The 21,241-nt window shown below is 66.0% G+C and carries 18 protein-coding genes, 1 tRNA gene and 3 pseudogenes; 13 read left to right on the top strand and 9 right to left on the bottom strand.

Annotated elements, in window-relative coordinates:
* Positions 1 to 110: 110 nt before the first annotated feature.
* From WT16_RS16645 to WT16_RS16635, 3 genes are all read right to left on the bottom strand, one after another.
* The gene (locus tag WT16_RS16645) at positions 111 to 1,163 is read right to left on the bottom strand and encodes an oxidoreductase (RefSeq protein ID WP_063533715.1); all 1,053 of its coding nucleotides are present in this window, start codon (positions 1,161 to 1,163) and stop codon (positions 111 to 113) included.
* A 217-nt stretch (positions 1,164 to 1,380) separates the two neighbouring features.
* On the bottom strand, positions 1,381 to 2,115 hold the full coding sequence (locus tag WT16_RS16640; protein ID WP_015602172.1) for an SGNH/GDSL hydrolase family protein: 735 nt from the start codon (positions 2,113 to 2,115) through the stop codon (positions 1,381 to 1,383).
* A 66-nt stretch (positions 2,116 to 2,181) separates the two neighbouring features.
* A complete protein-coding gene (locus WT16_RS16635) occupies positions 2,182 to 2,976 on the bottom strand; it encodes a hypothetical protein (RefSeq protein WP_063533714.1) in 795 nt (264 codons plus the stop codon).
* Between the two features lie 315 nt (positions 2,977 to 3,291).
* Here WT16_RS16635 and WT16_RS16630 point away from each other — a divergent pair, with 315 nt between their 5' ends.
* A complete protein-coding gene (locus WT16_RS16630) occupies positions 3,292 to 5,379 on the top strand; it encodes a UvrD-helicase domain-containing protein (RefSeq protein ID WP_063533713.1) in 2,088 nt (695 codons plus the stop codon).
* Positions 5,380 to 5,586: 207 nt separating this feature from the next.
* Here the strand turns inward: WT16_RS16630 and WT16_RS16625 are convergent, their stop codons facing one another.
* On the bottom strand, positions 5,587 to 6,480 hold the full coding sequence (locus WT16_RS16625; protein WP_006023880.1) for a c-type cytochrome: 894 nt from the start codon (positions 6,478 to 6,480) through the stop codon (positions 5,587 to 5,589).
* Positions 6,481 to 6,795: 315 nt separating this feature from the next.
* Here WT16_RS16625 and WT16_RS34980 point away from each other — a divergent pair.
* Together WT16_RS34980 and WT16_RS34975 are read left to right on the top strand one after the other, a co-directional pair.
* Positions 6,796 to 7,074 (top strand): annotated as a pseudogene (locus WT16_RS34980) (ISAs1 family transposase); the annotation flags it as partial.
* Positions 7,075 to 7,222: 148 nt separating this feature from the next.
* The gene (locus WT16_RS34975) at positions 7,223 to 7,609 is read left to right on the top strand and encodes an ISAs1 family transposase (RefSeq protein WP_231892072.1); all 387 of its coding nucleotides are present in this window, start codon (positions 7,223 to 7,225) and stop codon (positions 7,607 to 7,609) included.
* A 60-nt stretch (positions 7,610 to 7,669) separates the two neighbouring features.
* On the opposite strand, the gene WT16_RS16615 is transcribed toward WT16_RS34975, so the two are convergent.
* Positions 7,670 to 8,785, bottom strand: a complete 1,116-nt coding sequence (locus tag WT16_RS16615; protein ID WP_063533711.1) for an ISAs1 family transposase — start codon at positions 8,783 to 8,785, stop codon at positions 7,670 to 7,672.
* 203 nt (positions 8,786 to 8,988) lie between these two features.
* Here WT16_RS16615 and WT16_RS16610 point away from each other — a divergent pair.
* Positions 8,989 to 9,064 (top strand) — tRNA-Arg (locus WT16_RS16610).
* A gap of 476 nt (positions 9,065 to 9,540) precedes the next feature.
* On the opposite strand, the gene WT16_RS31555 is transcribed toward WT16_RS16610, so the two are convergent.
* The 3 genes and pseudogenes from WT16_RS31555 to WT16_RS34970 all read right to left on the bottom strand — a co-directional run.
* A complete protein-coding gene (locus WT16_RS31555) occupies positions 9,541 to 9,765 on the bottom strand; it encodes a hypothetical protein (RefSeq protein ID WP_082874833.1) in 225 nt (74 codons plus the stop codon).
* A 357-nt stretch (positions 9,766 to 10,122) separates the two neighbouring features.
* A pseudogene (locus tag WT16_RS16605) lies at positions 10,123 to 10,377 on the bottom strand (phage virion morphogenesis protein); the annotation flags it as partial.
* A gap of 8 nt (positions 10,378 to 10,385) precedes the next feature.
* Positions 10,386 to 10,478 (bottom strand): annotated as a pseudogene (locus WT16_RS34970) (PAAR domain-containing protein); the annotation flags it as partial.
* Positions 10,479 to 10,512: 34 nt separating this feature from the next.
* Between WT16_RS34970 and WT16_RS16600 the strand changes: the two are divergent.
* The 4 genes from WT16_RS16600 to WT16_RS16585 all read left to right on the top strand — a co-directional run bounded on the left by WT16_RS16600 (position 10,513) and on the right by WT16_RS16585 (position 15,801).
* A complete protein-coding gene (locus WT16_RS16600) occupies positions 10,513 to 10,830 on the top strand; it encodes a VF_A0006 family four-cysteine protein (RefSeq protein ID WP_015601972.1) in 318 nt (105 codons plus the stop codon).
* Between the two features lie 444 nt (positions 10,831 to 11,274).
* Positions 11,275 to 11,919: a lytic polysaccharide monooxygenase auxiliary activity family 9 protein gene (locus tag WT16_RS16595; RefSeq protein WP_015601293.1), complete on the top strand. Its 645-nt coding sequence runs from the start codon at positions 11,275 to 11,277 to the stop codon at positions 11,917 to 11,919.
* 191 nt (positions 11,920 to 12,110) lie between these two features.
* On the top strand, positions 12,111 to 13,775 hold the full coding sequence (locus tag WT16_RS16590; RefSeq protein ID WP_059929771.1) for a BBE domain-containing protein: 1,665 nt from the start codon (positions 12,111 to 12,113) through the stop codon (positions 13,773 to 13,775).
* Positions 13,776 to 13,995: 220 nt separating this feature from the next.
* The gene (locus WT16_RS16585) at positions 13,996 to 15,801 is read left to right on the top strand and encodes a methyl-accepting chemotaxis protein (protein WP_015602085.1); all 1,806 of its coding nucleotides are present in this window, start codon (positions 13,996 to 13,998) and stop codon (positions 15,799 to 15,801) included.
* 124 nt (positions 15,802 to 15,925) lie between these two features.
* On the opposite strand, the gene WT16_RS16580 is transcribed toward WT16_RS16585, so the two are convergent.
* Positions 15,926 to 16,741, bottom strand: a complete 816-nt coding sequence (locus WT16_RS16580; RefSeq protein ID WP_063533710.1) for an alpha/beta fold hydrolase — start codon at positions 16,739 to 16,741, stop codon at positions 15,926 to 15,928.
* Between the two features lie 738 nt (positions 16,742 to 17,479).
* Between WT16_RS16580 and WT16_RS16575 the strand changes: the two genes are divergently transcribed.
* The 5 genes from WT16_RS16575 (at position 17,480) to WT16_RS16560 (ending at position 21,239) form a co-directional block, all read left to right on the top strand.
* Entirely contained in the window at positions 17,480 to 18,157 is a 678-nt protein-coding gene (locus WT16_RS16575; protein ID WP_009913933.1) for a CsgG/HfaB family protein, read from the top strand.
* 59 nt (positions 18,158 to 18,216) lie between these two features.
* A complete protein-coding gene (locus WT16_RS16570; RefSeq protein WP_015602080.1) occupies positions 18,217 to 18,636 on the top strand; it encodes a DUF4810 domain-containing protein in 420 nt (139 codons plus the stop codon).
* 8 nt (positions 18,637 to 18,644) lie between these two features.
* Positions 18,645 to 19,319, top strand: a complete 675-nt coding sequence (locus tag WT16_RS16565) for a DUF799 domain-containing protein (RefSeq protein WP_063533709.1) — start codon at positions 18,645 to 18,647, stop codon at positions 19,317 to 19,319.
* A 103-nt stretch (positions 19,320 to 19,422) separates the two neighbouring features.
* Entirely contained in the window at positions 19,423 to 19,590 is a 168-nt protein-coding gene (locus WT16_RS31535; RefSeq protein WP_167359282.1) for a hypothetical protein, read from the top strand.
* Positions 19,587 to 21,239, top strand: coding sequence for an acid phosphatase (locus WT16_RS16560; RefSeq protein WP_063533708.1), 1,653 nt, complete (start codon positions 19,587 to 19,589; stop codon positions 21,237 to 21,239). Before WT16_RS31535 ends, WT16_RS16560 begins: the two co-directional genes overlap by 4 nt.
* The last annotated feature ends 2 nt before the right edge of the window (positions 21,240 to 21,241 follow it).

Raw genomic sequence — 21,241 nt, 5'->3', positions numbered from 1 at the left:
GACGAACGGCTCAGACCGGCACCGAGATGACGTTCGTTTCCGAATTGTTTGTAACCGTTTGTCGGCGATCAAGGCCCGGACGCGAAGGGCACGATCGCGCCGCCGCCTGCTCAGGCCACTTCGCGCACGAACGGCAGACGCCGGCCTTCGCGTTCGCTGCGCATCGCGAGCTCGATGATCGTCATCACGTCGACGGCGTCCTGCGGCGCGATGGGGAACGGCGCGCCGTCGTGAATCGACGCGGCGAGCGCGCGATAGAACTCCGCGTATTGGCCGTCGAGCGTCGGCACAGGCCGCTCGACTTCGAGTTCGCCGTTGAGGCCGCGCAGCACACCCGGCGGGTTGCCGCCGCCGAATTCGACATCGTCCGGCGTGAGGCCCGCCTTCAGTTGATCCTCCTGCGTGTCGAGCCCGTGCTTCTGATAGCCGGCCTGCGTGCCGAGCACGGTGAAGCGCGCGGGCTCGATCGCCGCGAGCGCGCTCGCGTGCAGCACGACGTCCTTGTCCGGATAGCCGAGCTGCAGGTGGACGAAGTCGGGCGCGTCGCCGCCGTCGCGGCGGGTCTTCACCGTCGCGCTCACCGTGTCCGGCGCGCCGAACAGCGCGAGCGCCTGATCGATCAGGTGCGGGCCGAGATCGAACAGCAGCCCGCCGCCGCGCGCCGCTTCCTCGCGCCAGCGCGTGCGCACGTGCGGGCGGAAGCGGTCGAAGTGCGATTCGAAATAGGCGATGCGGCCGAGCTCGCCGCTTTCGACGAGCCGGCGCACGGTCAGGAAATCGCCGTCCCAGCGGCGGTTGTGGAACGGAGCGAACACGCGGCCGCACGCGGCCGCGAGACGCGCGAGCACGAGCGCATCGGCGGCCGACAGCGTGACCGGCTTGTCGACGACCACGTGCTTGCCCGCTTCGAGCGCCCGCTTCGCCAGCTCGACATGCGTGTCGTTCGGCGTCGCGATCACGACGCACTCGACATCCTCGCGCGCGACGAGCGCGTCGAGATCCGCCACGACGACGGCGCCCGGATACGCGGCGGCCGCGCGGTCCGGCTGGCCGGTCGCGATCGCGGCAAGCTGCGTGCGGCCGCTGTGCGCGATGACGGGCGCGTGGAACGTCGCGCCTGCAAAACCGAAACCCATCAAACCAATCTTGAGCATTGACGACATGAACGATCCTGTCTGCTTGCGAAACGGGGGCGCCGCGGCTCGGACGCCGCACGGCGACGGATGCCTATTGTGGCATGCCGAATGGGGGGCGGAACGGTTTGACGGCGACGCTGGCCGAACGGACAAGGCGTGCGCCCGCATTCCGTCGATCGGCCGGCGATTGTCGACGGATTGCCGGTTCGTGAGCCGGAGGCTGAAACGCGTTCGCCGGAGTGCGTCAGCCGCCCGCCGCCTGCAACGGCGCCGCCCCCGCCAACCGCCGCCTGATTGCCGCGGCGGCCTGCTCGGCCCACGCCGCACAGGCCCGCGCGCCCGGATGAAAACCGTCCGACGCCATGGCGTCGCGCGTGAGCGGCATGTCGACCCGCAGGAACTCGCAAGCGGGCTGCCCGGCGGCCCAGCGCGACAGCACGGCGTTCAGGCGCCCCGCGCGCAGCCCGAGATACCACCTGAGCGGCTGCGGCAGCGCCGGAAGACGATGCATCGGCGGCACCGCGGTCAGGATCACGTGCGCGGCGCCGAAGCGCGTCGTCAGCCGCTCGACGAGCGCCGCCTGCGTGTCGCGCCAGCGCGGGGGCGGCACGCCGTCCGTCACATCGTTGACGCCGAGCGACGTGACGACCGCGTCGACGTGCGCGTCCGGCTCGGCATCGAGCCAGTCGAGCAGATCCCGCGTCGTCGCGCCGGTGCGCGCGAGCAGCCGCCACTCGACGCGATGGAACGGCGCGAGCGCGCGCACGAGCTGCCCGACGAGCGCGTCGGACTGGGTCGGGACACCGACGCCCGCAGCGGCCGAATCGCCGAGCACGAGCAGGCGCAGCGGCGGCCCGGCGCCGTCGACGCCGCTGCGCGGCCCGTCGGCTTCGGCGAGGCGCGGTGTCACCCGCCTGACGCGGCGGCCTTGTGCGAGCAGCAACGGGCCGAGTGCGGCGGTGGCGAAGTGGTATCCCATATGGCGTTCCGTGAGGATGGGCGTCGAGGTCGGGCGCGCGCGCTCATGATAGCGGCGCGCGATTGTTCAGTCGGGCGTCGCGGCCCGCGCGAGCGCGGGCGGCCGGGCGCGTTGCCCCGCGAACCGCCTCGTCATGCCCTGCACGACGATCGCCAGCGCGGCGGCTTCGGCAAACGCCGGAATGGCCGACTGATGCGGCAGCGCGAGCGCGGCGCACAGGCAGAACGCCGCGAACGAGAAGCGGCCGAGCACCATCCCGCGCAGCAGGTGGACGACGAAGTCCGGCCCGTGCGCGCGGTGCGACGATACCGACAGCACGCTGCCGAGGAGCGGAAACACGGCGAGGAGGCCGCTCCAGGCGGCGCCGAGCGCGCCGGACAGCGACGTGACGGCAAACGCGAGCATCGCGCCCGCAGCGAGCCGGCCGGCCAGATCGGCGCGCGACAACGGCGCGCGCGGCACGACCGCCGCGCCGCGCGGCAGGCAGGACTGACCGAAGCATGTCGCCGCGAGCGCGACGGCCATTGCGGCGAGCGGCGTCGCGGGCAGTCGCGCGAGCGCGCTGGCTGCGGCGCCCCAGGCGGCGAGGCCGGCCGCGAGCGCGAGCGGCCACCGATGCCGGCGGCAGGTCCACGCATACGCGAAGTTGAACGCCTCGGACGCGGCGATTGCGGACAGCGACAGCAGCGCCGCATGCGCGCCGAACGTTGGGCCGCGCTCGACGGCGACGAGAAAGAGGATCGGACCGGCGACGACCGGCAGCCCGGCGAGCCAGCCCGCGATCGATGGCCCCCACCATCTGCCCGACATCGACACGAGCAGCAGAAACAGCGGGACCAGCGTGAGCTTCAGCGCGAGCATCGCGAGGGCGTCCGGTAAAAGGAGCATGCTACCAGAGCGCCTCGCGATGCGAAGACGCGGAGCGGCCGTCCGTCCGGGCGAACGTCGCGTCGCCGGCAGGCGTCGCTGTCGCGCGAACGCCCGACGCGCACCGTCCGAATGGCCAACGTGACCGTTGTTTCACATTTGCGAGAGAATCGCCGGCCGCCGCCGTGTTAACATGCGCGTCCCGCGACGCCGTTCGCCGCGCCGGGCGCGGCCTTGCGCACGCCGGCCGCGCTTCGCTCGCGGCGCCTTCCGGCTTCGCCGCCGTCAACCGCAACACCATCCGCAATCATGTCCGCAGGCCTGAATCCCGCTCAAAGCGAAGCGGTGCGCTATCTCGACGGTCCCTGCCTCGTGCTCGCCGGCGCGGGCAGCGGCAAGACGCGCGTCATCACGCAGAAGATCGCGCACCTGATCGAGGCAAAAGGCTTCGAGCCGCGCCACATCGCCGCCGTCACGTTCACGAACAAGGCCGCCGCCGAAATGCGCGAGCGCGTCGGCAAGCTCCTCGAGGGCAAGACGCTCACGACGCCCGGCAAGGAAGGCCGCAAGGTGCCCGTCAACCAGTTGACGGTGTGCACGTTCCATTCGCTCGGCGTGCAGATCCTGCGGCAGGAGGCCGAGCACGTCGGCCTGAAGCCGCAGTTCTCGATCATGGATTCGGACGACTGTTTCGGGATGATCCAGGAGCAGATCGGCACGACCGACAAGGGCCTGATCCGCAAGATCCAGACGATCATCTCGCTGTGGAAGAACGGCCTCGTCACGCCCGAGGAGGCGATGACGATCGCGGCGAACGAGGACGAGCACCAGGCCGCGCTCGTCTACCGGAACTACGTCGCGACGCTGCACGCGTACCAGGCGGTCGATTTCGACGACCTGATCCGCCTGCCGACCGAGCTGTTCGCGAGAAACGAGCCGGTGCGCGACCGCTGGCAGAACAAGCTGCGCTATCTGCTGATCGACGAATACCAGGACACCAACGCGTGCCAGTACGAGCTGCTGAAGCTGCTCGCGGGGCCGCGCGCGGCGTTCACGGCCGTGGGCGACGACGACCAGGCGATCTACGGCTGGCGCGGCGCGACGCTCGAAAACCTCGCGCAGCTCGGCAAGGATTTCCCGAAGCTGCACCTGGTCAAGCTCGAGCAGAACTACCGGTCGACGGTGCGGATTCTGACGGCCGCGAACAACGTGATCGCGAACAATCCGAAGCTGTTCGAGAAGAAGCTGTGGTCCGAGCACGGGATGGGCGATTCGATCACCGTCACGCCGTGCAACGATGAGGAACACGAGGCCGAATCGGTCGTGTTTCGCCTGTCCGCGCACAAGTTCGAGCGGCGCACGCAGTTTCGCGATTACGCGATCCTGTATCGCGGCAACTTCCAGGCGCGCATCTTCGAGCAGGTGCTGCGGCGCGAGCGGATTCCGTACGTGCTGTCGGGCGGCCAGTCGTTCTTCGACAAGGCCGAGATCAAGGATCTGTGCGCGTACCTGCGCCTGATCGCGAACGCCGACGACGATCCCGCGTTCATTCGCGCGGTCACGACGCCGCGCCGCGGGATCGGCAACACGACGCTCGAGGCGCTCGGCGCGTTCGCGGGGCAGGCGAAGGTGTCGCTGTTCGAGGCGGTGTACATGGGCGGGATCGAGGCGCGGCTGTCCGCGCGGCAGATCGAGCCGCTGCGGATCTTCTGCGATTTCATCCAGCGGCTGACCGATCGCGCGGACAAGGAGCCCGCGACCGTCGTCCTCGACGACATGATGGACGCGATCCACTACGAAGCGTATCTGTACGACGCGTACGACGAACGGCAGGCGCAGACGAAGTGGCAGAACGTGCTCGAATTCCTCGAATGGCTGAAGCGCAAGGGGACGAAGCCGGAGCCGGGCGAGGCGGTCGACGGCGAGGCCGAAGGCTTCCACAACGCGGACGGCCTCGCCGATACAGGCAAGAACCTGCTCGGGCTGATCCAGACGGTCGCGCTGATGTCGATGCTCGAAGGCAAGGAAGAGGACCCGGACGCGGTGCGGCTGTCGACCGTGCACGCGTCGAAGGGGCTCGAGTATCCGCACGTGTTTCTCGTCGGCGTCGAGGAAGGGATCATGCCGCACAGCGGCGGCAGCGACGACGGCCCGATCGACGACGAGCGGATCGAGGAAGAGCGCCGGCTGATGTACGTCGCGATCACGCGCGCGCAGCGCAGCCTGCATCTGAACTGGTGCAAGAAGCGCAAGCGGGCGCGCGAGACGATTGTCTGCGAGCAGTCGCGCTTCATCGCCGAGATGGGGCTCGACGAAGCGCCGCCGCCGACGCCGGAAGAGGCGCCGATGACGCCGAAGGATCGGCTCGCGAGCCTGAAGGCGTTGCTGCAGAAGTGACACGGGCCGGCGCGCGGTGCGATGGCGGATGATGTCGTTCGGTGCGTTGCGTTCGGCCCATTGGCCAGCCAGCTCGACGGGCGAATTGGCCGATGCGCGGCTGCCTTCCGAGGCTGCTCTCCGATTGCCGGCCCCGACAAAGCAGAAACCCCCGCGATGCTTGCGCAACGCGGGGGTTTTTCGTTCGTTGTGGTGGCGCGCGTGTTGTTACTTGGCGGCGTTGACCATGTAATCGACCGCCGCCTTCACGTCGGCGTCCGACGCGCTCGAGCCGCCCTTCGGCGGCATCGCGCCCTTGCCGTGCAGCGCGTAGTTGTAGACGGTATCCATCGAATCCTTCAGGCGCGGCGCCCAGTCGGCCTTGTTGCCGAACTTCGGCGCGTTCAGCACGCCGGTGGCGTGACAGGCCTGGCACGTCGATTCGTACAGCGCCTTGCCGGCCGACGCCGAGTTTTCCGCGTTTGCACCGGCCGCGGGCGCTTCGCCGGATTTCGGCAACGCGGCGATCGCGGCCATTGCGGCGGCGGCCTGCGCGTTGGCGGCCGTCGCATCGGATGCGCCCGGCGCGGACGCGCCCGAGGCGGGGGCCGCGTTTGCGGCGGGCTGTGCCGGTTCGGCGAACTTCGCGCCGCCCTGATTTGCCATATAGACGACTGCGCGCGCGATTTCGTAGTCGCTATAGTCGTCGGGGTTCGTGCCGCCGCGCGGCGGCATTGCACCCTTGCCGGTCAGCGCGAGGTGCAGGACTTCGTCGTAGCCGGCGGCGATGCGCGGCGCCCAGGCGGCGGTGTCGCCGAACTTCGGCGCGCCGGCCGCGCCGGTGCCGTGGCAGGTTACACAGACGGCCTTGTAGACTTCCTCGCCTGATTTGTAGACGCGCGGCGCATTCGCGTCCTTGATGTCGACCTGCGCGATGGGGGCGATGCGTTTCGCGATGGCTTCGTCGGACAGGCCGTCGGTGCCGGCGCCCGTGCGGAACGCGTGATTGGCGTAGGTGGCGAACAGGACGATGATCGCGATCGGGATGACGAATGAAGCGATGATAACTGCGATGAGTTGCCCGGGGGTTTTGATGGGGGCTCCGTGGGATGCTTCGCTCATGCTTGCCTCGTCTCCGTGAATAGGAATTGTGAGCGGTACGGCAATGAATGGCTGGGGGTGAAGCTCGGTCGATTATAGACGACGGAACGTTTACATGGCGGCGAGCGATCGGCCGGCGCGTGTTTACCCGCACGTCGGGGCTTGGGGTGCTTGGCGGGGCGATGCCAGAAGGCGGCGGGGCGGATGCTGCAGGGCTTTCGTATGAAGGCCTCGATAAACAGGGGGGTGTAAACAAGAATCGGCTGAGGTTTACGCTCGACTTTTGCCCGAGAGATTGCCTCGATCAGCGGCTTATGCCCGAGCCTTGCCGGCCAGCACGTGGCGATCGACGGCAAGAGCGTGCGAGGCAGCCGCAGCCGCGAGGCATCGGCGCTGCATCTGGTCTCGGCGTGGTGCCCGAATAACGGATTGAGCTTGGCGCAAGTGAGCACGGCCGATAAGAGCAGCGAGCTGACGGCGATTCCGGAATTGCTGAAGGCGCTGGAGTTGACCGGCGCGACGGTGAGCATCGATGCAATGGGCACCCAGCACGAGATTGCGCGAACCCTCGTCGAGGCCAAGGCGGACTACGTGCTGGCGGTCAAGGAGAACCGCCGAAGCTGGCCGAAGGGATGCGTCGGTGGTTCGCCGCGGCCCGGCAGGACCAGTTGGAGCACTCCTACTGGGAGCAAGTCGAGCATGACAAGGCGCACGGCCGCGTCGAAACCCGAATCTGCCGCGTCGGCGAGGACGTGGACTGGCTGTGTCGGCACTGGGCCGGGAGTGGGCCGGCATCAAGCGGCTGGTGATGGTCGAGAGCACACCCCATATCGGCGAGAAGCTCACGACCGAGCAGCGCTACTACATCAGCTCGAAACCGGCCAAGGCGGCGGAAATGATGCAACTGATCCGGGCTCATTGGGGCATCGAGAACCAACTGCACTGGGTGCTCGATGTCTCGTGGGCCGAAGATGCCTGCCTGATCCGCGACAAGATCGCCGCCCGCAACATGGCGACCTTGCGCAAAATGACCCTCAATCTGGCCCGGCTGGCTCAACAACAGCAGCCCAAGAAGGTCAGCCTCAAAAACATCCGCAACCTCGCCGCCTGGGATCCCGATCTGCGAAGTTCCATTCTCGGCCTTCAATGACAAGGGCTTTCATGCGGAAGCCCTGGGCGGATGCTCAGGGCTTCCGCATGAAGAGGCATGTCAGGCAAGGCCGAGGATGGAGTCACGCATAGCGGTATCCCATGCGGCGAGGTTACGGATGTTCTTCAGGCTCACCTTCTTGGGCTGCCGACTCTGAGCCAGCCGGGCGAGATTGAGTGTGATCTTGCGCAGACTGGCCATGTTGCGGGCGGCCAGGGTGTCGCGGATCAGGCTGGCATCCTCGCCCCACGAGACATCGAGGACCCAGTGCAGTTGGTTTTCGATGCCCCAATGAGCACGGATGACCGGAGCCATCTCAGTTGCTTTCACCGCTTTCGAGCTGATGTAGTAACAGCGCTCGGTCGTCACTTTCTCGCCAATCTGGCGTGTGCGCTCGAGCATCACCAGCCGCTGGAGACCCGCCCAGTGCTGTCCTGTCCCGCTCAGCCACGCCACATCATCGCTGACCCGGCAAACCCGGGTCTCCAGCCGCCCGTGGCCTTTGTCATGTTCGGTGTGCTCCCAGTACGAGCTTTCGAGCTTGCCGTCCTGGGCAGCCGCAAACCACTGGCGCACGCCTTCGGCCAGTCGCGGCTGATTGTCCTTGACCGCCAGAACGTAGTCGGCCCCGGCCTCCACGATCGTGCGTGCGATCTCGTGCTGCGTGCCGATCGCGTCGATCGTTATCGTCGCGCCCTGCAAATCGAGCGCGGCCAGCAATTCCGGGATCGCCGTGATCTCATTGCTCTTATCGGCCGTGCTCACTTGCCCGAGGCTCAAGCCGTTGTTCGAGCACCATGCCGACACCAAATGCAGCGCCGCATGCGTGCCGCTACGGTTGCCGCGCACCGCCTTGCCGTCAATCGCCACATGCTGGCCAGCCAGCGCCGGACACAGTTGCCCGACCCAGTCGATGAAGCAGCGCTCAAACGCTTTCGCACTGAGCGCGCCGAATACCCGCCGGAACGTATCGGGCGACGGCACGCCGTTCTCATACGCCAGATGGCTACGCAGCCAAGCAAGCTGCGTGCGGCCCCACAGTGTCATCGTCTCCCAGTCCTCGACGCCGCATAAAACCGCGCACAGGGCGCCAAACAGGATTTCCTGCAACGGATAACGGCAGGCGCGGCAGCGCGGGTCCCGCAGTTCGGCAAACGCGTCCATGATCGATGCCATCTCTCGTCCGGCAAAAATCGAGAGTAAACCTGAGACGCCAAATGTTTACAACAACCTTTTCCGCTCTCAGCCTTGATTCATGGGGGCCTTCATGCGGAAGCCCTGGGCGGATGCTGGGCCGCAGTGGACGGCCCAGCGGAAACAAGGTATCCTCGCAATCTTGCTACGCGTTGCGAACATCTAGGGTCGCAACGCATCCGTAAGCGCCCGTAGCTCAATGGATAGAGTACTGCCCTCCGAAGGCAGGGGTTGCTGGTTCGATCCCAGCCGGGCGCGCCAAGTCTTTGTTTTCTTCGGCTTTTTCAGCCGCGTCAGCCGGTTTTGAAGTCAAGCTCACCACGGCGGTAGCGCCAAGCACCACAGTCGCCGCTACACCCGCCGCACGCAGATTCCCCAAAGCACGAATCCATACTGACGCCCGATCGGCTTCGAGCGTCGTTTCGATCGCCGCGAGCGTCTCGAATACCGGCAGCCCCGTCAGTTATGCAAGCTGGGCGATATGCGTCGCATCGGGCTTGTACTTGCCATTCCGACAACTTCGACGGCGCGACCCCGAGCTGCTCCGCGAATGCGGATAGGCTCCCTTGAGTCCGTTGGGCGGCGTCGAGCAGTTCTGCAGTCATCGTAACATTTCCCTTGGCCGACTTAGTATTTTCCTAGATACTTCTCTCGAACTTGGGAAATTGCTAATAAATTGGCTTATTCCTAAGACTGGAGTCTAGCAGGGTATCGGTATGGGTTAAATCGGTTCCTATTTATCGCTGGCGGGGGCGCCGGAACTGCTTGGGGTTGTAGATCACCCGCTTGATCGGATCGAGTTCTCTTTGCCTATGTAATTGCGCGCGTCGGCGACTCGATCGAAAGGCGACACCGATCGCAGCGAGTGCAATGGCGATGAGGAGTCGGGCCTCGATCGTCAGTGCTGCCCAAGTCAGCGTAATGCGGTTGAGCACGTTGTAGGCGAGTTGTTCGGAGTTCATTTTGGCCCGGTGTTGTTGTAATCGTATGCGGCCATTTTTTTACCACACCGATCGCCTATTGAGCGCGGGGATATATCAATCAACCACGAGTAGCGGGGTAGAAGATGAAAGGCTTGAAATTCGACCGATTGGTAACGCTGGCATAGTCGTTGTCATTTCCCGAGTAACGTCGCGTGTACATAAAATTTGCGACACACATGCCCCGTTATTTCCGATGATAGAATCTTGAAGTGAAAGAGAATTGCCAGGATAGTTGCTGTTGACAAGCCCCCAGTTGGAATTCGGGCATTAACGGGCCGTTTATGGCTTGCGCAACCCCGGTCACCGTACAACGTCGGTGCGGGTATAGGCGCGAACTCAGCGCTGCAGATAGCGTAGTAGTCGATCGCGTACGAGTTCGCGATCGGCGTCGGCGAAACCGAGCACGACGCGAACCGGATACTGCGCGAATGGCCCGCCCGGCTCGACGAACGCCTTCTGGCCCTCCTGGTGGACACGCGCGATGCGCGAGAGCCGTTCGTCGAAGCCAATCGCAAGGCCTGCGCTGTCTACGTCGATGCGTAAATACCGCGCCGTGCGCAGCTTCCGAAATGTCGCCTCGCGCTTCACGCGGCGCATACGCCGAACGTCATGTCGAGTCCGCTCTTGACGCTCACGATCGCGAAAATTCCGCCGCAGCGCGGACACGTCACCATGTCGCCAAGCAACCCGACGCCTACACCCAACGTAGTCCTCAAGGTGAAAACCATGCATCTGACCGCCAGGAGTCTGTTGCTCGTCGCCATCCTCAGCCCGCTTTCGGCGGCCGCGTTCAACGAAGAGCAGGGGTATAACCAGTGCATTCTCAACGCGTTGCGGGGAAGCCGGAACCCGACCGCGACGGGCTTCATGCGCAATGCGTGCGATCAGCTCTACCGGAATTGGGCGATGTTGCTGCCGCGCGACCGCGCGTATCACACGTGCATCCTGGATAGCCTCGGGGGCGTGAAGGACACTTACGCCGTGCAGGAACTCGTCGCCGCCTGTTCTCGGCAGAGCGAAGGCGCGGGACCCACGTTCAAGTAGCGCGACAACCGCGATCTCCATCTTCCGCCGAACACGAATCGCGTCCGTGCCGAATCGGCGACTTGACCGCCGACAACCCTGCTCGTGGGCGCAACGTGCAACGCGGCATCGGGCTCACGCCGCGCTCGCCTGATCGCGCGCCGCGCCGCACCCTCGGCTTCGGGCGCAATGTTTCTAAATTTGTAATTTTTCATGAATCTATGTAATCACCATACGCTCCGAGTGCCGGATCGGCGGCCGGGGGAATCCTTTATTGATCGCCCCATACACGGATCTTGATTCAATTTCTCTAATGAAAAATATAAAACGACAGAAAGGGGGTTCTCGATAAATTTATTGGCGTCATTCGAATGGAGAACCTAGCATCAATTTCATTGGTATCGCGAATAGCTTCCAAACGTCGGTCTTGCCGATGTCCGGCATGTTTGCAGCAAAGGAGGCGAAATGAGCACTACCGATTCGAGAAGCGCAACGAGGTCCTCGTCAATTTCTCCGCGGCACGGTCGCGTCATCACGCCCGAATCGCGCGCCGTGTATCTCTACGAAGCAGGCAAGCTCGACTTCGGGCAGGTCAACGAGCTGGAAGGCGGCAAATTCTTTCCCGCGACACAAGGTGGGCTGAGAGATCCGGACGCGCCGGACGATGTCGCCAACGGCGTGCCGCCTCGCGACGGCGAAATCGCGAGCGGCGGGCGCACGGCGGATGCCCGTGCGCAACTCAACGAACCCGATTCCGTCGCACATTGGCAGAAGCATGCGGTGCGCTCGGGGCAGTCGCTGCAAATCACGTGGTCGTATTCGATGCCGCACAAGACGCGGCGCTGGACGTACTGGATCACCAAGCCCGGATGGGACACCCACGCGCGGCTCGCGCGCGCGCATTTCGAGCCCGATCCGCTGAAGGTCTATCTGAACACGTATCAGCCGTACTGGGGGCCGGACGCAGACCGGGAGCTGATTCCCAGAGGCGACACGATTCACGAATTCAATCTGCCCGCTCGCACCGGCTATCACGTGCTGCTCGCGACGTGGGACGTCGCCGATACCGCCAACGCGTTCTATCAGGTGATCGACCTGAATTTCGCGTGAATCGGCTTGCTGTTTTCGCGATCCGCCGCGGTTGGCGGCACGAATGAAGCATCGCGGCCATCGGATTCGAGACCGTTCGGTGGCCGTCCCGCGCCTCGATTGTCGCGGCGATTCGCATCGTGCGTGTTCGCCCGGGTTGCGCGGCCGTCAGCTCGGCTTCGAAGCATGCGACACGTTCGCCGGAGGTTCCGATGTCCTATGTGTACGTCGATGGTGCCGATCCTCGTTATTCGACGCTTCAAAAGGGCTTCAACCTGCGTTGGCCGCCGACGGCCAAGGCCGGCGCGGCGGCGATCTATGTCTGCCGCACGGCGGACGACGTGATCGAGGCGTCGCGCGACGCGCTCGCAAAAGCCTGCCGGATCACGGTGCGCAGCGGCGGGCACTGCTACGAAGGCTTCGTCGCGAACCGGCTGCCGGACGACGTCGGGCGGCCGCTCGCGATCGTCGATCTCGGCCTGATGTCGGGTTTCGATTTCGATCCGCGCGGGCAGATCGCGTCGCCGTTCGATGCCGCCGGCTCGGCGCGCTATCGGGTTCGCGTCGCAGCGGGCAGCCAGAACTGGGACGGCTATGTCGGCCTGTACAAGACCACGGGCAAGACGCTGCCCGGCGGTTCGTGCTACTCGGTCGGCGCGGGCGGTCATATCGTCGGCGGCGGGTACGGGCTGCTGTCGCGCATGCACGGGCTGACTGTCGACTGGCTGACGGGCGTCGACATCCTGACGCCCGCCTCCGGCGGCGGCGCGCTCGACGCGAAGCACGTGCATCTCGGCAGCGCCGACCCGACGGACCGGGCGCTCTTCATCGCGTGCCGCGGCGGAGGCGGCGGCAATTTCGGCATCATCCTGAACTACTATTTCAACGCGCTGCCCGACGCGCCGCGCACCGCGTATTGGCTGCCGCTCGCCTACGACTGGTCGGACTTCACGCAGGCGAGCTTCGGCCAATTCATCCGGGCCTACTGGGACTGGTTCAGCCGCAACGACGCGAACTGGAACGCCGCGGATCCGGCGCTCGCGAACGGCGGGCTGTTCACGCTCCTGAAGCTGCAGCATCGCTCGACCGGGCCGATCGTGCTCGCGATCCAGTACACGGGCAAGGACGGCGTGGTCGGCGGTGCGGCGGATGCGCCGTTCATCGATTTCGTCGACACGATGAATGCGGCCGCGGGCCGGATGCCTGTCATCTGGGATCGGTTCGTCGCGCCGAATCTGCCGGCGCTCGGCCATCCGCTCGCCGGGGCGCGCCTGGCGCACGCGACACGGAGCGCGCTGAAGATGGATTGGCTGTATCTGACGCAGACGATCAACGGTTCGGGCGCGAACCGGCGCGGCAAGTACAAGTCGGCGTACCAGATCGGCAATTTCGGCGACACCGAGATCGACGCGCTGTGGCGATATCTGAATACCGCGGACGATCCGCGTCTGAATCAGACGCTCGTGCAGATCGATTCGTACGGGGGCTGCGTGAACGCGAACGACGAAGGCGCGAATCCGACGTCGGTCTGTCAGCGGCAATCGCTGTTGAAGTCGCAGTATCAGACTTACTGGACGAATCCCGACGAAGACGCATTCCACGTCGAATGGCTGCACGACCTGTTCTCCGCGGTGCACGCGGATCAGGGCGGCAAGCCATATCGCGACGCGAGCGGCCGCTACGAAGGCTGCTACATCAACTACCCGGACATCGACATGAAGTATCTCGAGCGCGATCCGGCGCAGATCGATCCGCGGTGGCTCGAACTGTACTACGGCGACAAGGCCGCGCGGCTGATCGCGACGAAGCAGGCGGTGGATCCGGGGAATCTGTTCCGGCATGAGATGTCGATTCCGCTGACGCCGCCGCGCGGTTGACCGCGCGATAACGGAGAGTTGGCCGGCGAACGCTTTCGGCCGCGCCCGCCGCCCGCCGGAGGCCGGTGCCGGCAAAGGCGTCGCATCACATCAGACAAAAACGCTCGCGCACTTCGCGTAAACCCTAGAGCAAAAACCCTGACGCCGCGCCTTCCTCGGGTCAAGTCGCCCGTTCCCGCAGCCGTAAACCAATAGGTCCGCTCCACACCCACCGCTCCTCATGCTCTCCTCGATCCGGTCCCGCATTCTCGTCGCGTGCCTTGCCATCGTCATCGGTTCGCTCGTCATCAACACGGCGCTCAACTATTTCGTCGCCAATCGCTACAACCGCGAGTCCATCAGCCAGAACCTCAGCGCGGTGCTGACCGGCCACGAAACCGGCATCGCCGACTGGGTTGCGTCGAAGACGCAGATGATCGTGTCGGTCGAAGACGCCGCGATCTCGCCCGACCCGATCCCTTCGCTCAAGCAGATCGCCGCCGCCGGCGGATTCACGAACGTCTATGTCGGCTACGCGGACAAGACCGCGAAATTCTCGGACCCGACCGGCATTCCGCCCGACTACGATCCGACCGGCCGCCCGTGGTACAAGCAGGCTGCGCAGGCGGGCAAGCCGGTCGTCACGCCGCCTTACGTCGACGTCGGCACGGGCAAGCTCGTCGTCGCGTTCGCCGCGCCGATCGTGCGCGACGGCGCGCTGAAGGGCGTCGTGTCCGGCGACGTCGCGATGGACAGCGTGATCGCGAACGTCAAGGCGATCCATCCGACGCCCGGCAGCTTCGGGATGCTCGTCGACCGCGGCGGCCACATCGTCGCGCATGCCGATCCGAAGCTCACCCTCAAGCCCGTCACCGATCTCGCGGACGACCTGAGCATCGACGCGCTCGCCGCGTCGTCGTCCGACGAGAACGCCGCGCCGATCGACGCGCACGTCGCGGGCGCGGCGAAGCTGATGCGCGCGCGCGCGGTGCCGGGCACCGACTGGCTGACTGTCGTCGCGCTCGACAAATCCGATGCGATGGCCGGCATGCATTCGCTGCTGCTCGTGTCGATCGGCACGCTCGTCGCGCTCGTCGCCGCCGCCGCGCTGATCGTCGGCGCGATCACGGGCGTCGCGTTCCGGGGGCTCGCGCGCATTCGCGACGCAATGGAATCGATCGGCTCGGGCACGGGAGATCTGACGCAGCGCCTGCCCGATGCCGGCCGCGACGAAGTGGCGCAGATCGCGCGCTCGTTCAACGCGTTCGTCGGCAAGCTGCAGGACGTGATGCGCGTGATCCGCGACGCGAGCGATTCGGTGCGGCATGCGGCGGGCGAGATCGCGTCGGGCAATCACGATCTGTCGCGGCGCACGGAATCGGCGGCGGCGAGCCTGGAGCAGACGGCCGCGTCGATCGAGGAGATCACGTCGACGGTCACGCAGTCGGCGGGCGCCGCGCGCCAGGCCAACGACATCGCGACGAACGCGGCGAGCGTCGCGTCGCGCGGCGGCACGGTCGTGTCCGACGTCGTGTCGACAATGCACGAGATCGAGGGCGCGTCCGGCAAGATCAGCGACATCATCGGCGTGATCGACGGCATCGCGTTTCAGACCAACATCCTCGCGCTGAACGCGGCCGTCGAGGCGGCGCGCGCGGGCGAGGAGGGGCGCGGCTTCGCGGTCGTCGCGGGCGAGGTGCGCTCGCTCGCGCAGCGCAGCGCGCAGGCGGCGAAGGAGATCAAGGCGCTGATCGACTCGAGCGTGTCGAGCGTCGCGACGGGCGCGACGCTCGTCCAGCAGGCGGGGCAGACGATGAACGACATCGTCGGCACGGTTTCGAACGTGACGACGATCATGCGCGAGATCTCGAACGCCGCCGACGAGCAGACGCGCGGCATCCAGGAAGTGAATCGCGCGGTGGCGCAGCTCGACGAGATGGTTCAGCAGAACGCGGCGCTCGTCGAGCAGTCGGCCGCGGCCGCTTCGGCGCTGCAGACTCAGGCGGTCGAACTCGCCGAGGCGGTCGGGAAGTTCAAGGTTGCGTGATCCGATTCCTCGGGGCGGCGCGCGACGCATTTTTTCAGCGGCGCCGACGCGTCGCCCGGCATCGTCGGGTTCGGCATGTCGCATGCGCCCGGAGACGAACGAGCCGCGGTGCAGCGCATCGGGTTCAGTCGCCGCCGCGCGCGAGCCAATCGATCAACGCCTGCGTGACGAATGCCGGATTCTCGAGATTCGAAATATGCCCGGCTTTCGGCACGAACACCTTTTCGCTGCCGATCAGCGCCGCGATTTCGTCGGCTTCCTCGGGCGGCCGCGCGACGTCGTTCGCGCCGCACATCACGAGCGTGCGCTCAGCCGGCAGCGCGCTGAGTTTCGCGCGCGCGTCTTCGCGGCCGAACGTGATCTTGCCGAGCGGAATCACCGAGTCGCGCAGCCTTTCGGCCGTGAACGCCTGCAGCGCGCGCCGGAAGCCCGCAGGCAGCTCGCTCGCGAGATCGATGCCGGGGCGGAAGAAGATCGGCACGATCGCGTCGAGCAGCGGCGCGGGAATCGCGCCTTGCGCGTCGATGGCCGCGAGCATCTGGAAATATTTGTTGCGCGTCGCGTCGGGCTCGACGCCGACGTAGGTGTCCATCAGCACGAGACGGTCGATCCGTTGCGGCGCGCGATGCGCGAGCGGCACCGCCCACATGCCGCCCACCGACAGCCCGACGATCGAGCAGGTGTCGATGCCGAGATGATCGAGGAGCGCGCACATCTGCATCGCAAGATCGTCGAGGTCGTTCGTGCCGTCGGGCAGCGGGCCGGATTGGCCATGTCCCCACAGGTCCGGCGCGATCACGCGATACGACTTCGAGAGCGCTTCGAGCTGCGGCTCCCACATCGACGAATCCCACAGGTAGCTGTGCCCGAACAGCACGGGCGCGCCGGAGCCCCTGATCTGATAGTGCAGGGGTTGGCCATCGATAGTGACGAAAGGCATGTCGATAAGGTCGCTTGGCAATGAATCGGTTAAGGGAATTCGGTGAACGCGCGCAATCGATGCGCGTGCCGAAGCAATCGGCGGCAATCGTGTGGATTGCCGCTTTCGAGTGCGGGATGGGGAAATTGTCGCACCACCCCATCTCGGCCGTTTGTCGAAATCGAGCGTACAGGCGGCCGTCGCCGTTGCCCAGGGGGCGGCGCCCGTCGAATGGCGAATTCGTGCGGTCTGCGCGTGCCAAGTGGGTCTGCACGGTCGACATCGCGAAATGTACGGATCGAATCGCATCGGCGAAATGCGCGACAGGCGCGTGCTGTTGCGGTCGCTCGACATTCGGCACTTTTTTGTTGTCGCGCGTGCATGGTTGCCGTTATCGTTGCGCACTACGACAATAATCGCGTGTTGTGAGAGCTTAGTGGCAGCACATAAGAAAAGTTTGCGCCTGGCTTCGTTCAGGCATCGGGGGGCGGCGAAAGGTTGCGGCCGCATCGAATCCTCGCGTCGCGCGTGCGGGCTCGGCGCCGTCAGGCCGCACGCGACGCCGCGTCGCGCGCCCGCACGGACGCGCCGGCGCGCGGCCGCAACCGCCGGCCGCCGCGCGCGAATCCGCTCCATTCGCGTCATTCGCGCCTCCCATTCGATTCCTCATCTGACGTACGGCGTCGCATCGCGTGTTGCTTGCGCGATGCGACGCCGTCGACACGGCATGTTTAGCGATCTCCAAGGAGGGACCATCGTTTGAAAACTTCGAAGACAGTTCTGGCGTGCCTCGCGGCATCGGCCATCGTCGCATTGAGCGGTTGCGCGACCGAGGCGTCGCGCACGCTGCCCGTGCCCGCGTCGGCGAGCGCGCAGAAGCCGTTCGCGGGCAAGCCGGTCGGCATCGCGGTCGGCAAGTTCGACAACCGTTCGAGCTACATGCGCGGCATCTTCACCGACGGCGTCGACCGCCTGGGCGGCCAGGCGAAGACGATCCTCGTCACGCAGCTCCAGCAGAGCCGCCGCTTCAACGTGCTCGATCGCGAGAACCTCGACGAGATCAAGCAGGAAGCCGCGTTCATGAAGAAGGCGCAGGCGGTGAAGGGCGCGAACTATGTCGTGACGGGCGACGTCACCGAGTTCGGCCGCAAGGAAGTCGGCGATCAGCAACTGTTCGGCATTCTCGGCCGCGGCAAGAGCCAGATCGCATACGCGAAGGTGAACCTGAACATCGTCGACACGACGACGTCGGAAGTCGTGCTGTCGAGCCAGGGCGCGGGCGAATACAGCCTGTCGAACCGCGAGATCATCGGCTTCGGCGGCACGGCCGGCTATGACTCGACGCTCAACGGCAAGGTGCTCGACCTCGCGATCCAGGACGCGGTCAATCACCTCGTCGAGCAGGTCGACGCGGGCGCGCTCGCGTCAGGCAAGTAAGCGCGCCGCACGGCGCGGACGAATTCGTTCATCCATCGTTTCCATCGACAACGACAACAATGAAGAAGACCTTCAAGACGGGAGTCTGGCTGCCGGCCGCGGCCGCGGGCGTGCTGCTCGCAGGCTGCGCGGCGAATCAGCCGAAGCCGCTCTATCAATGGGACGGCTATCAGCCGCAAGTCTACGAATACTTCAAGGGGCAAAAGAGCCCCGAAGACCAGATCGACGCGCTCGAGAAGGCGCTGCAGCAGATTCGCGCGAAGGGCAACCGTCCGCCGCCCGGCTTCGAGGCGCATCTCGGCATGCTGTACGCGAGCGTCGGCAAGGAGCAGCAGGCCGAGCAGGCGTTCCAGGCCGAGAAGGCGTCGTTTCCCGAATCGTCGCCGTTCATGGATTTCCTGTTGAAGAAGAAAGCCGCGGCGCCGCAATCGAAGCCGCAAGCGCCGGCGCAAACGCAAGTACAAGCACAACAACAATAAGGGCTGCCATGTTCAAGTTCATTTCCGCAAGACTCCTGTCGGCCGCGTCCGTGCTGGCGCTGCTCGCCGCGTGCGCGGCGCCCGCGAAGCACGTCGACTACACGGCGTTCAAGAAGAGCCAGCCGCGCGCGATCCTGCTGCTGCCGCCGCAGAACGACACGTCGGACGTGAAGGCGACGTACGGCTTGCTGTCGCAGATGACGCGGCCCGTCGCCGAAGCGGGCTACTACGTCGTGCCCGTCGCCGTGATGGAAGAGACGTTCAAGCAGAACGGCCTGACGAACGCCGCCGACATCCAGACCGTTTCGCCCGCGAAGCTGCGCGACATCTTCGGCGCGGACGCGGCGCTGTACACGACGGTCACGCAGTACGGCTCCGCCTACACGGTGCTCGACAGCACGACGGTCGTGTCGGCGTCCGCGAAGCTCGTCGATCTGCGCACGGGCGACCTGCTGTGGCAGGGCAGCGGGCGCGCGACCGGCAAGGAACTCGGCTCCAACGTGGATTTCAGCGGCTTCGGGTTGATCGCGACGCTCGCGCAGGCGGCCGTCAAGCAGATCGCGCACACGCTGAGCGACGACGCGGTCGACGTGGCGGGGCTCACGAGCGGCCGGATGCTGTCCGCCGGCCAGCCGAACGGCCTGCTGTACGGCCCGCATTCGCCGAAGTACGGAACCGATTGAGCGAAGGTTTCGAGCGATCGACTCAAAACGGCCCGGCCCGGGCCGTTTTTCTTTGGAGCGACGGCGCCGGCTCGGTCCGCGCTTGCCGCGACATCGCGCATCGATGTTTCGTTTTTCTGTTCATGCATCGATCAAGCAAGGTTTCGTGCGAGCGGCACGCTATAGTCGCGATTGTGGCGTTTTCGTGACAATGCGCGGCCAGGCCGATTCGGCCAATCGGCGGACATTGATGGACCGCACGACCAACCAGAAGATCGAGGAGCAGAAGTGACTGACAAGCATCCCCCGTCGACCGACCTTCCCGAGGACCCCGACCGCCGCCGCGTGCTCGGCGGCATCGCCGCGCTCGGCGCGAGCGTCGCGCTCGCCGGCTGCGAGACCGCCGCGCCGCGCTCGGCGGCCGATCTGCGGCTCGACGCCGCGCTGCGCCGCGAAGTGCGCAACATCGTGGTGATCTATGCGGAGAACCGCAGCTTCGCGAACCTGTTCGGCGACTTCCCCGGCGTGCAGCAGCCGCTTGGCGCGGTATCGCCCGAACGCTACGCGCAGTTCGACCGCGACGGCAGGACGCCGCTGCCGACGCTGCCGAGAATCTGGGGCGGCCTCGTGCCGCAGGCGCAGGTCGTCGACGGCAAGCGCTACATGATCGGCGAGCACGACATCACCGGGCTGCCGAACGCGCCGTTCGTGATTCCCGACGCGCAAGGCAAGCCGTTGCCGAACGGCGTGATCACGCGCGATTTGTGGCACCGCTTCTATCAGAACCAGATGCAGATCAACGGCGGCCGCAACGATCAATTCGCCGCGTGGGCCGATTCGGGCGGGCTCGTGATGGGGCATTACCGCAATTCGGCCGAAACGCTGCGGCTCTGGAATCTCGCGCGCCGGTACACGCTCTGCGACAACTTCTTCATGGCCGCGTTCGGCGGCTCGTGGCTGAACCACATCTTCCTGATCTCCGCGCAGGCGCCGCTCTATCCGGACGTGCACACGAGCCCGGCGAAGCATCTCGTATCCATTGTCGAAGGCGACGATCCGGCCGGCGCGCGGCTGAAGCTCGCGGCGGATTCGCCCGCGTCGGCGCTCGACGGCCCGCCGAAATTCGAGAACGACGGCCTCTTCACGCCGGACGGCTACGCGGTGAACACGATGGCGCCGCCGTATCAGCCGAGCAGCGCGCGGCCGCCCGCCGACGGCAACCCGGCGTATGCGGACCCGTCGAACCCGCGCGTGCTGCCGCCGCAGCATTACGCGACGATCGGCGATCGCCTGTCGGAGAAGGGCGTCGACTGGGCGTGGTACGGCGGCGCGTGGCAGTACGCGCTCGAGCATCGCGACACGGGCCCGGTGCCGGACTTTCAGTATCACCATCAGCCGTTCAACTACTTCGCGAACTACGCGCCGGGCACTGACGCGCGGCGGCGCCACCTGCGCGACGCGGGCCTCGGCGACGATCCGTCGACGAACCACCTGATCGCCGACATCGACGCGGGCCGCCTGCCGACCGTCACGTTCTACAAGCCGCAGGGCAACCTGAACATGCACGCGGGCTACGCGGACGTCGAGTCGGGCGATCGGCACATCGCGACGGTGATCGACCACATCATGCGCGGCCCGCAGTGGGCGCACACGGTCGTGATCCTGACGGTCGACGAGAACGGCGGCTGGTGGGACCCGGTGTCGCCGCCGAAGGGCGACCGCTGGGGGCCGGGCTCGCGGATTCCCGCGATGGTGATCTCGCCGTTCGCGAAGAAGGGCTACGTCGATCACACGCTGTACGACACGAACTCGATCCTGCGCTTCATCTCGCGCGTGCACGGGCTCGTGCCGCTCGACGGCGTGCTCGCGCGCGAGCGCGCGTTCGCGGCGCGCGACGCGCAGCCGCCGGGCGATCTGACCGCGGCGCTCGATCTCGGCTGACG

This window comes from Burkholderia sp. MSMB1589WGS (genome assembly GCF_001636105.1).
Classification (GTDB): Bacteria; Pseudomonadota; Gammaproteobacteria; order Burkholderiales; family Burkholderiaceae; genus Burkholderia; species Burkholderia humptydooensis.
Note: the sequence above shows the minus strand (reverse complement) of the source record. Positions and strands in the feature narration are given on the sequence as shown.

Coding starts and splice junctions, on each gene's coding strand:
- WT16_RS16645 (WP_063533715.1), bottom strand. CDS start 1,163: ATGTCGTCAATGCTCAAGATTGGTTTGATGGGTTTCGGTTTTGCAGGC.
- WT16_RS16640 (WP_015602172.1), bottom strand. CDS start 2,115: ATGGGATACCACTTCGCCACCGCCGCACTCGGCCCGTTGCTGCTCGCA.
- WT16_RS16635 (WP_063533714.1), bottom strand. CDS start 2,976: ATGCTCGCGCTGAAGCTCACGCTGGTCCCGCTGTTTCTGCTGCTCGTG.
- WT16_RS16630 (WP_063533713.1), top strand. CDS start 3,292: ATGTCCGCAGGCCTGAATCCCGCTCAAAGCGAAGCGGTGCGCTATCTC.
- WT16_RS16625 (WP_006023880.1), bottom strand. CDS start 6,480: ATGAGCGAAGCATCCCACGGAGCCCCCATCAAAACCCCCGGGCAACTC.
- WT16_RS16615 (WP_063533711.1), bottom strand. CDS start 8,785: ATGGCATCGATCATGGACGCGTTTGCCGAACTGCGGGACCCGCGCTGC.
- WT16_RS31555 (WP_082874833.1), bottom strand. CDS start 9,765: ATGAACTCCGAACAACTCGCCTACAACGTGCTCAACCGCATTACGCTG.
- WT16_RS16600 (WP_015601972.1), top strand. CDS start 10,513: ATGCATCTGACCGCCAGGAGTCTGTTGCTCGTCGCCATCCTCAGCCCG.
- WT16_RS16595 (WP_015601293.1), top strand. CDS start 11,275: ATGAGCACTACCGATTCGAGAAGCGCAACGAGGTCCTCGTCAATTTCT.
- WT16_RS16590 (WP_059929771.1), top strand. CDS start 12,111: ATGTCCTATGTGTACGTCGATGGTGCCGATCCTCGTTATTCGACGCTT.
- WT16_RS16585 (WP_015602085.1), top strand. CDS start 13,996: ATGCTCTCCTCGATCCGGTCCCGCATTCTCGTCGCGTGCCTTGCCATC.
- WT16_RS16580 (WP_063533710.1), bottom strand. CDS start 16,741: ATGCCTTTCGTCACTATCGATGGCCAACCCCTGCACTATCAGATCAGG.
- WT16_RS16570 (WP_015602080.1), top strand. CDS start 18,217: ATGAAGAAGACCTTCAAGACGGGAGTCTGGCTGCCGGCCGCGGCCGCG.
- WT16_RS16565 (WP_063533709.1), top strand. CDS start 18,645: ATGTTCAAGTTCATTTCCGCAAGACTCCTGTCGGCCGCGTCCGTGCTG.
- WT16_RS31535 (WP_167359282.1), top strand. CDS start 19,423: ATGTTTCGTTTTTCTGTTCATGCATCGATCAAGCAAGGTTTCGTGCGA.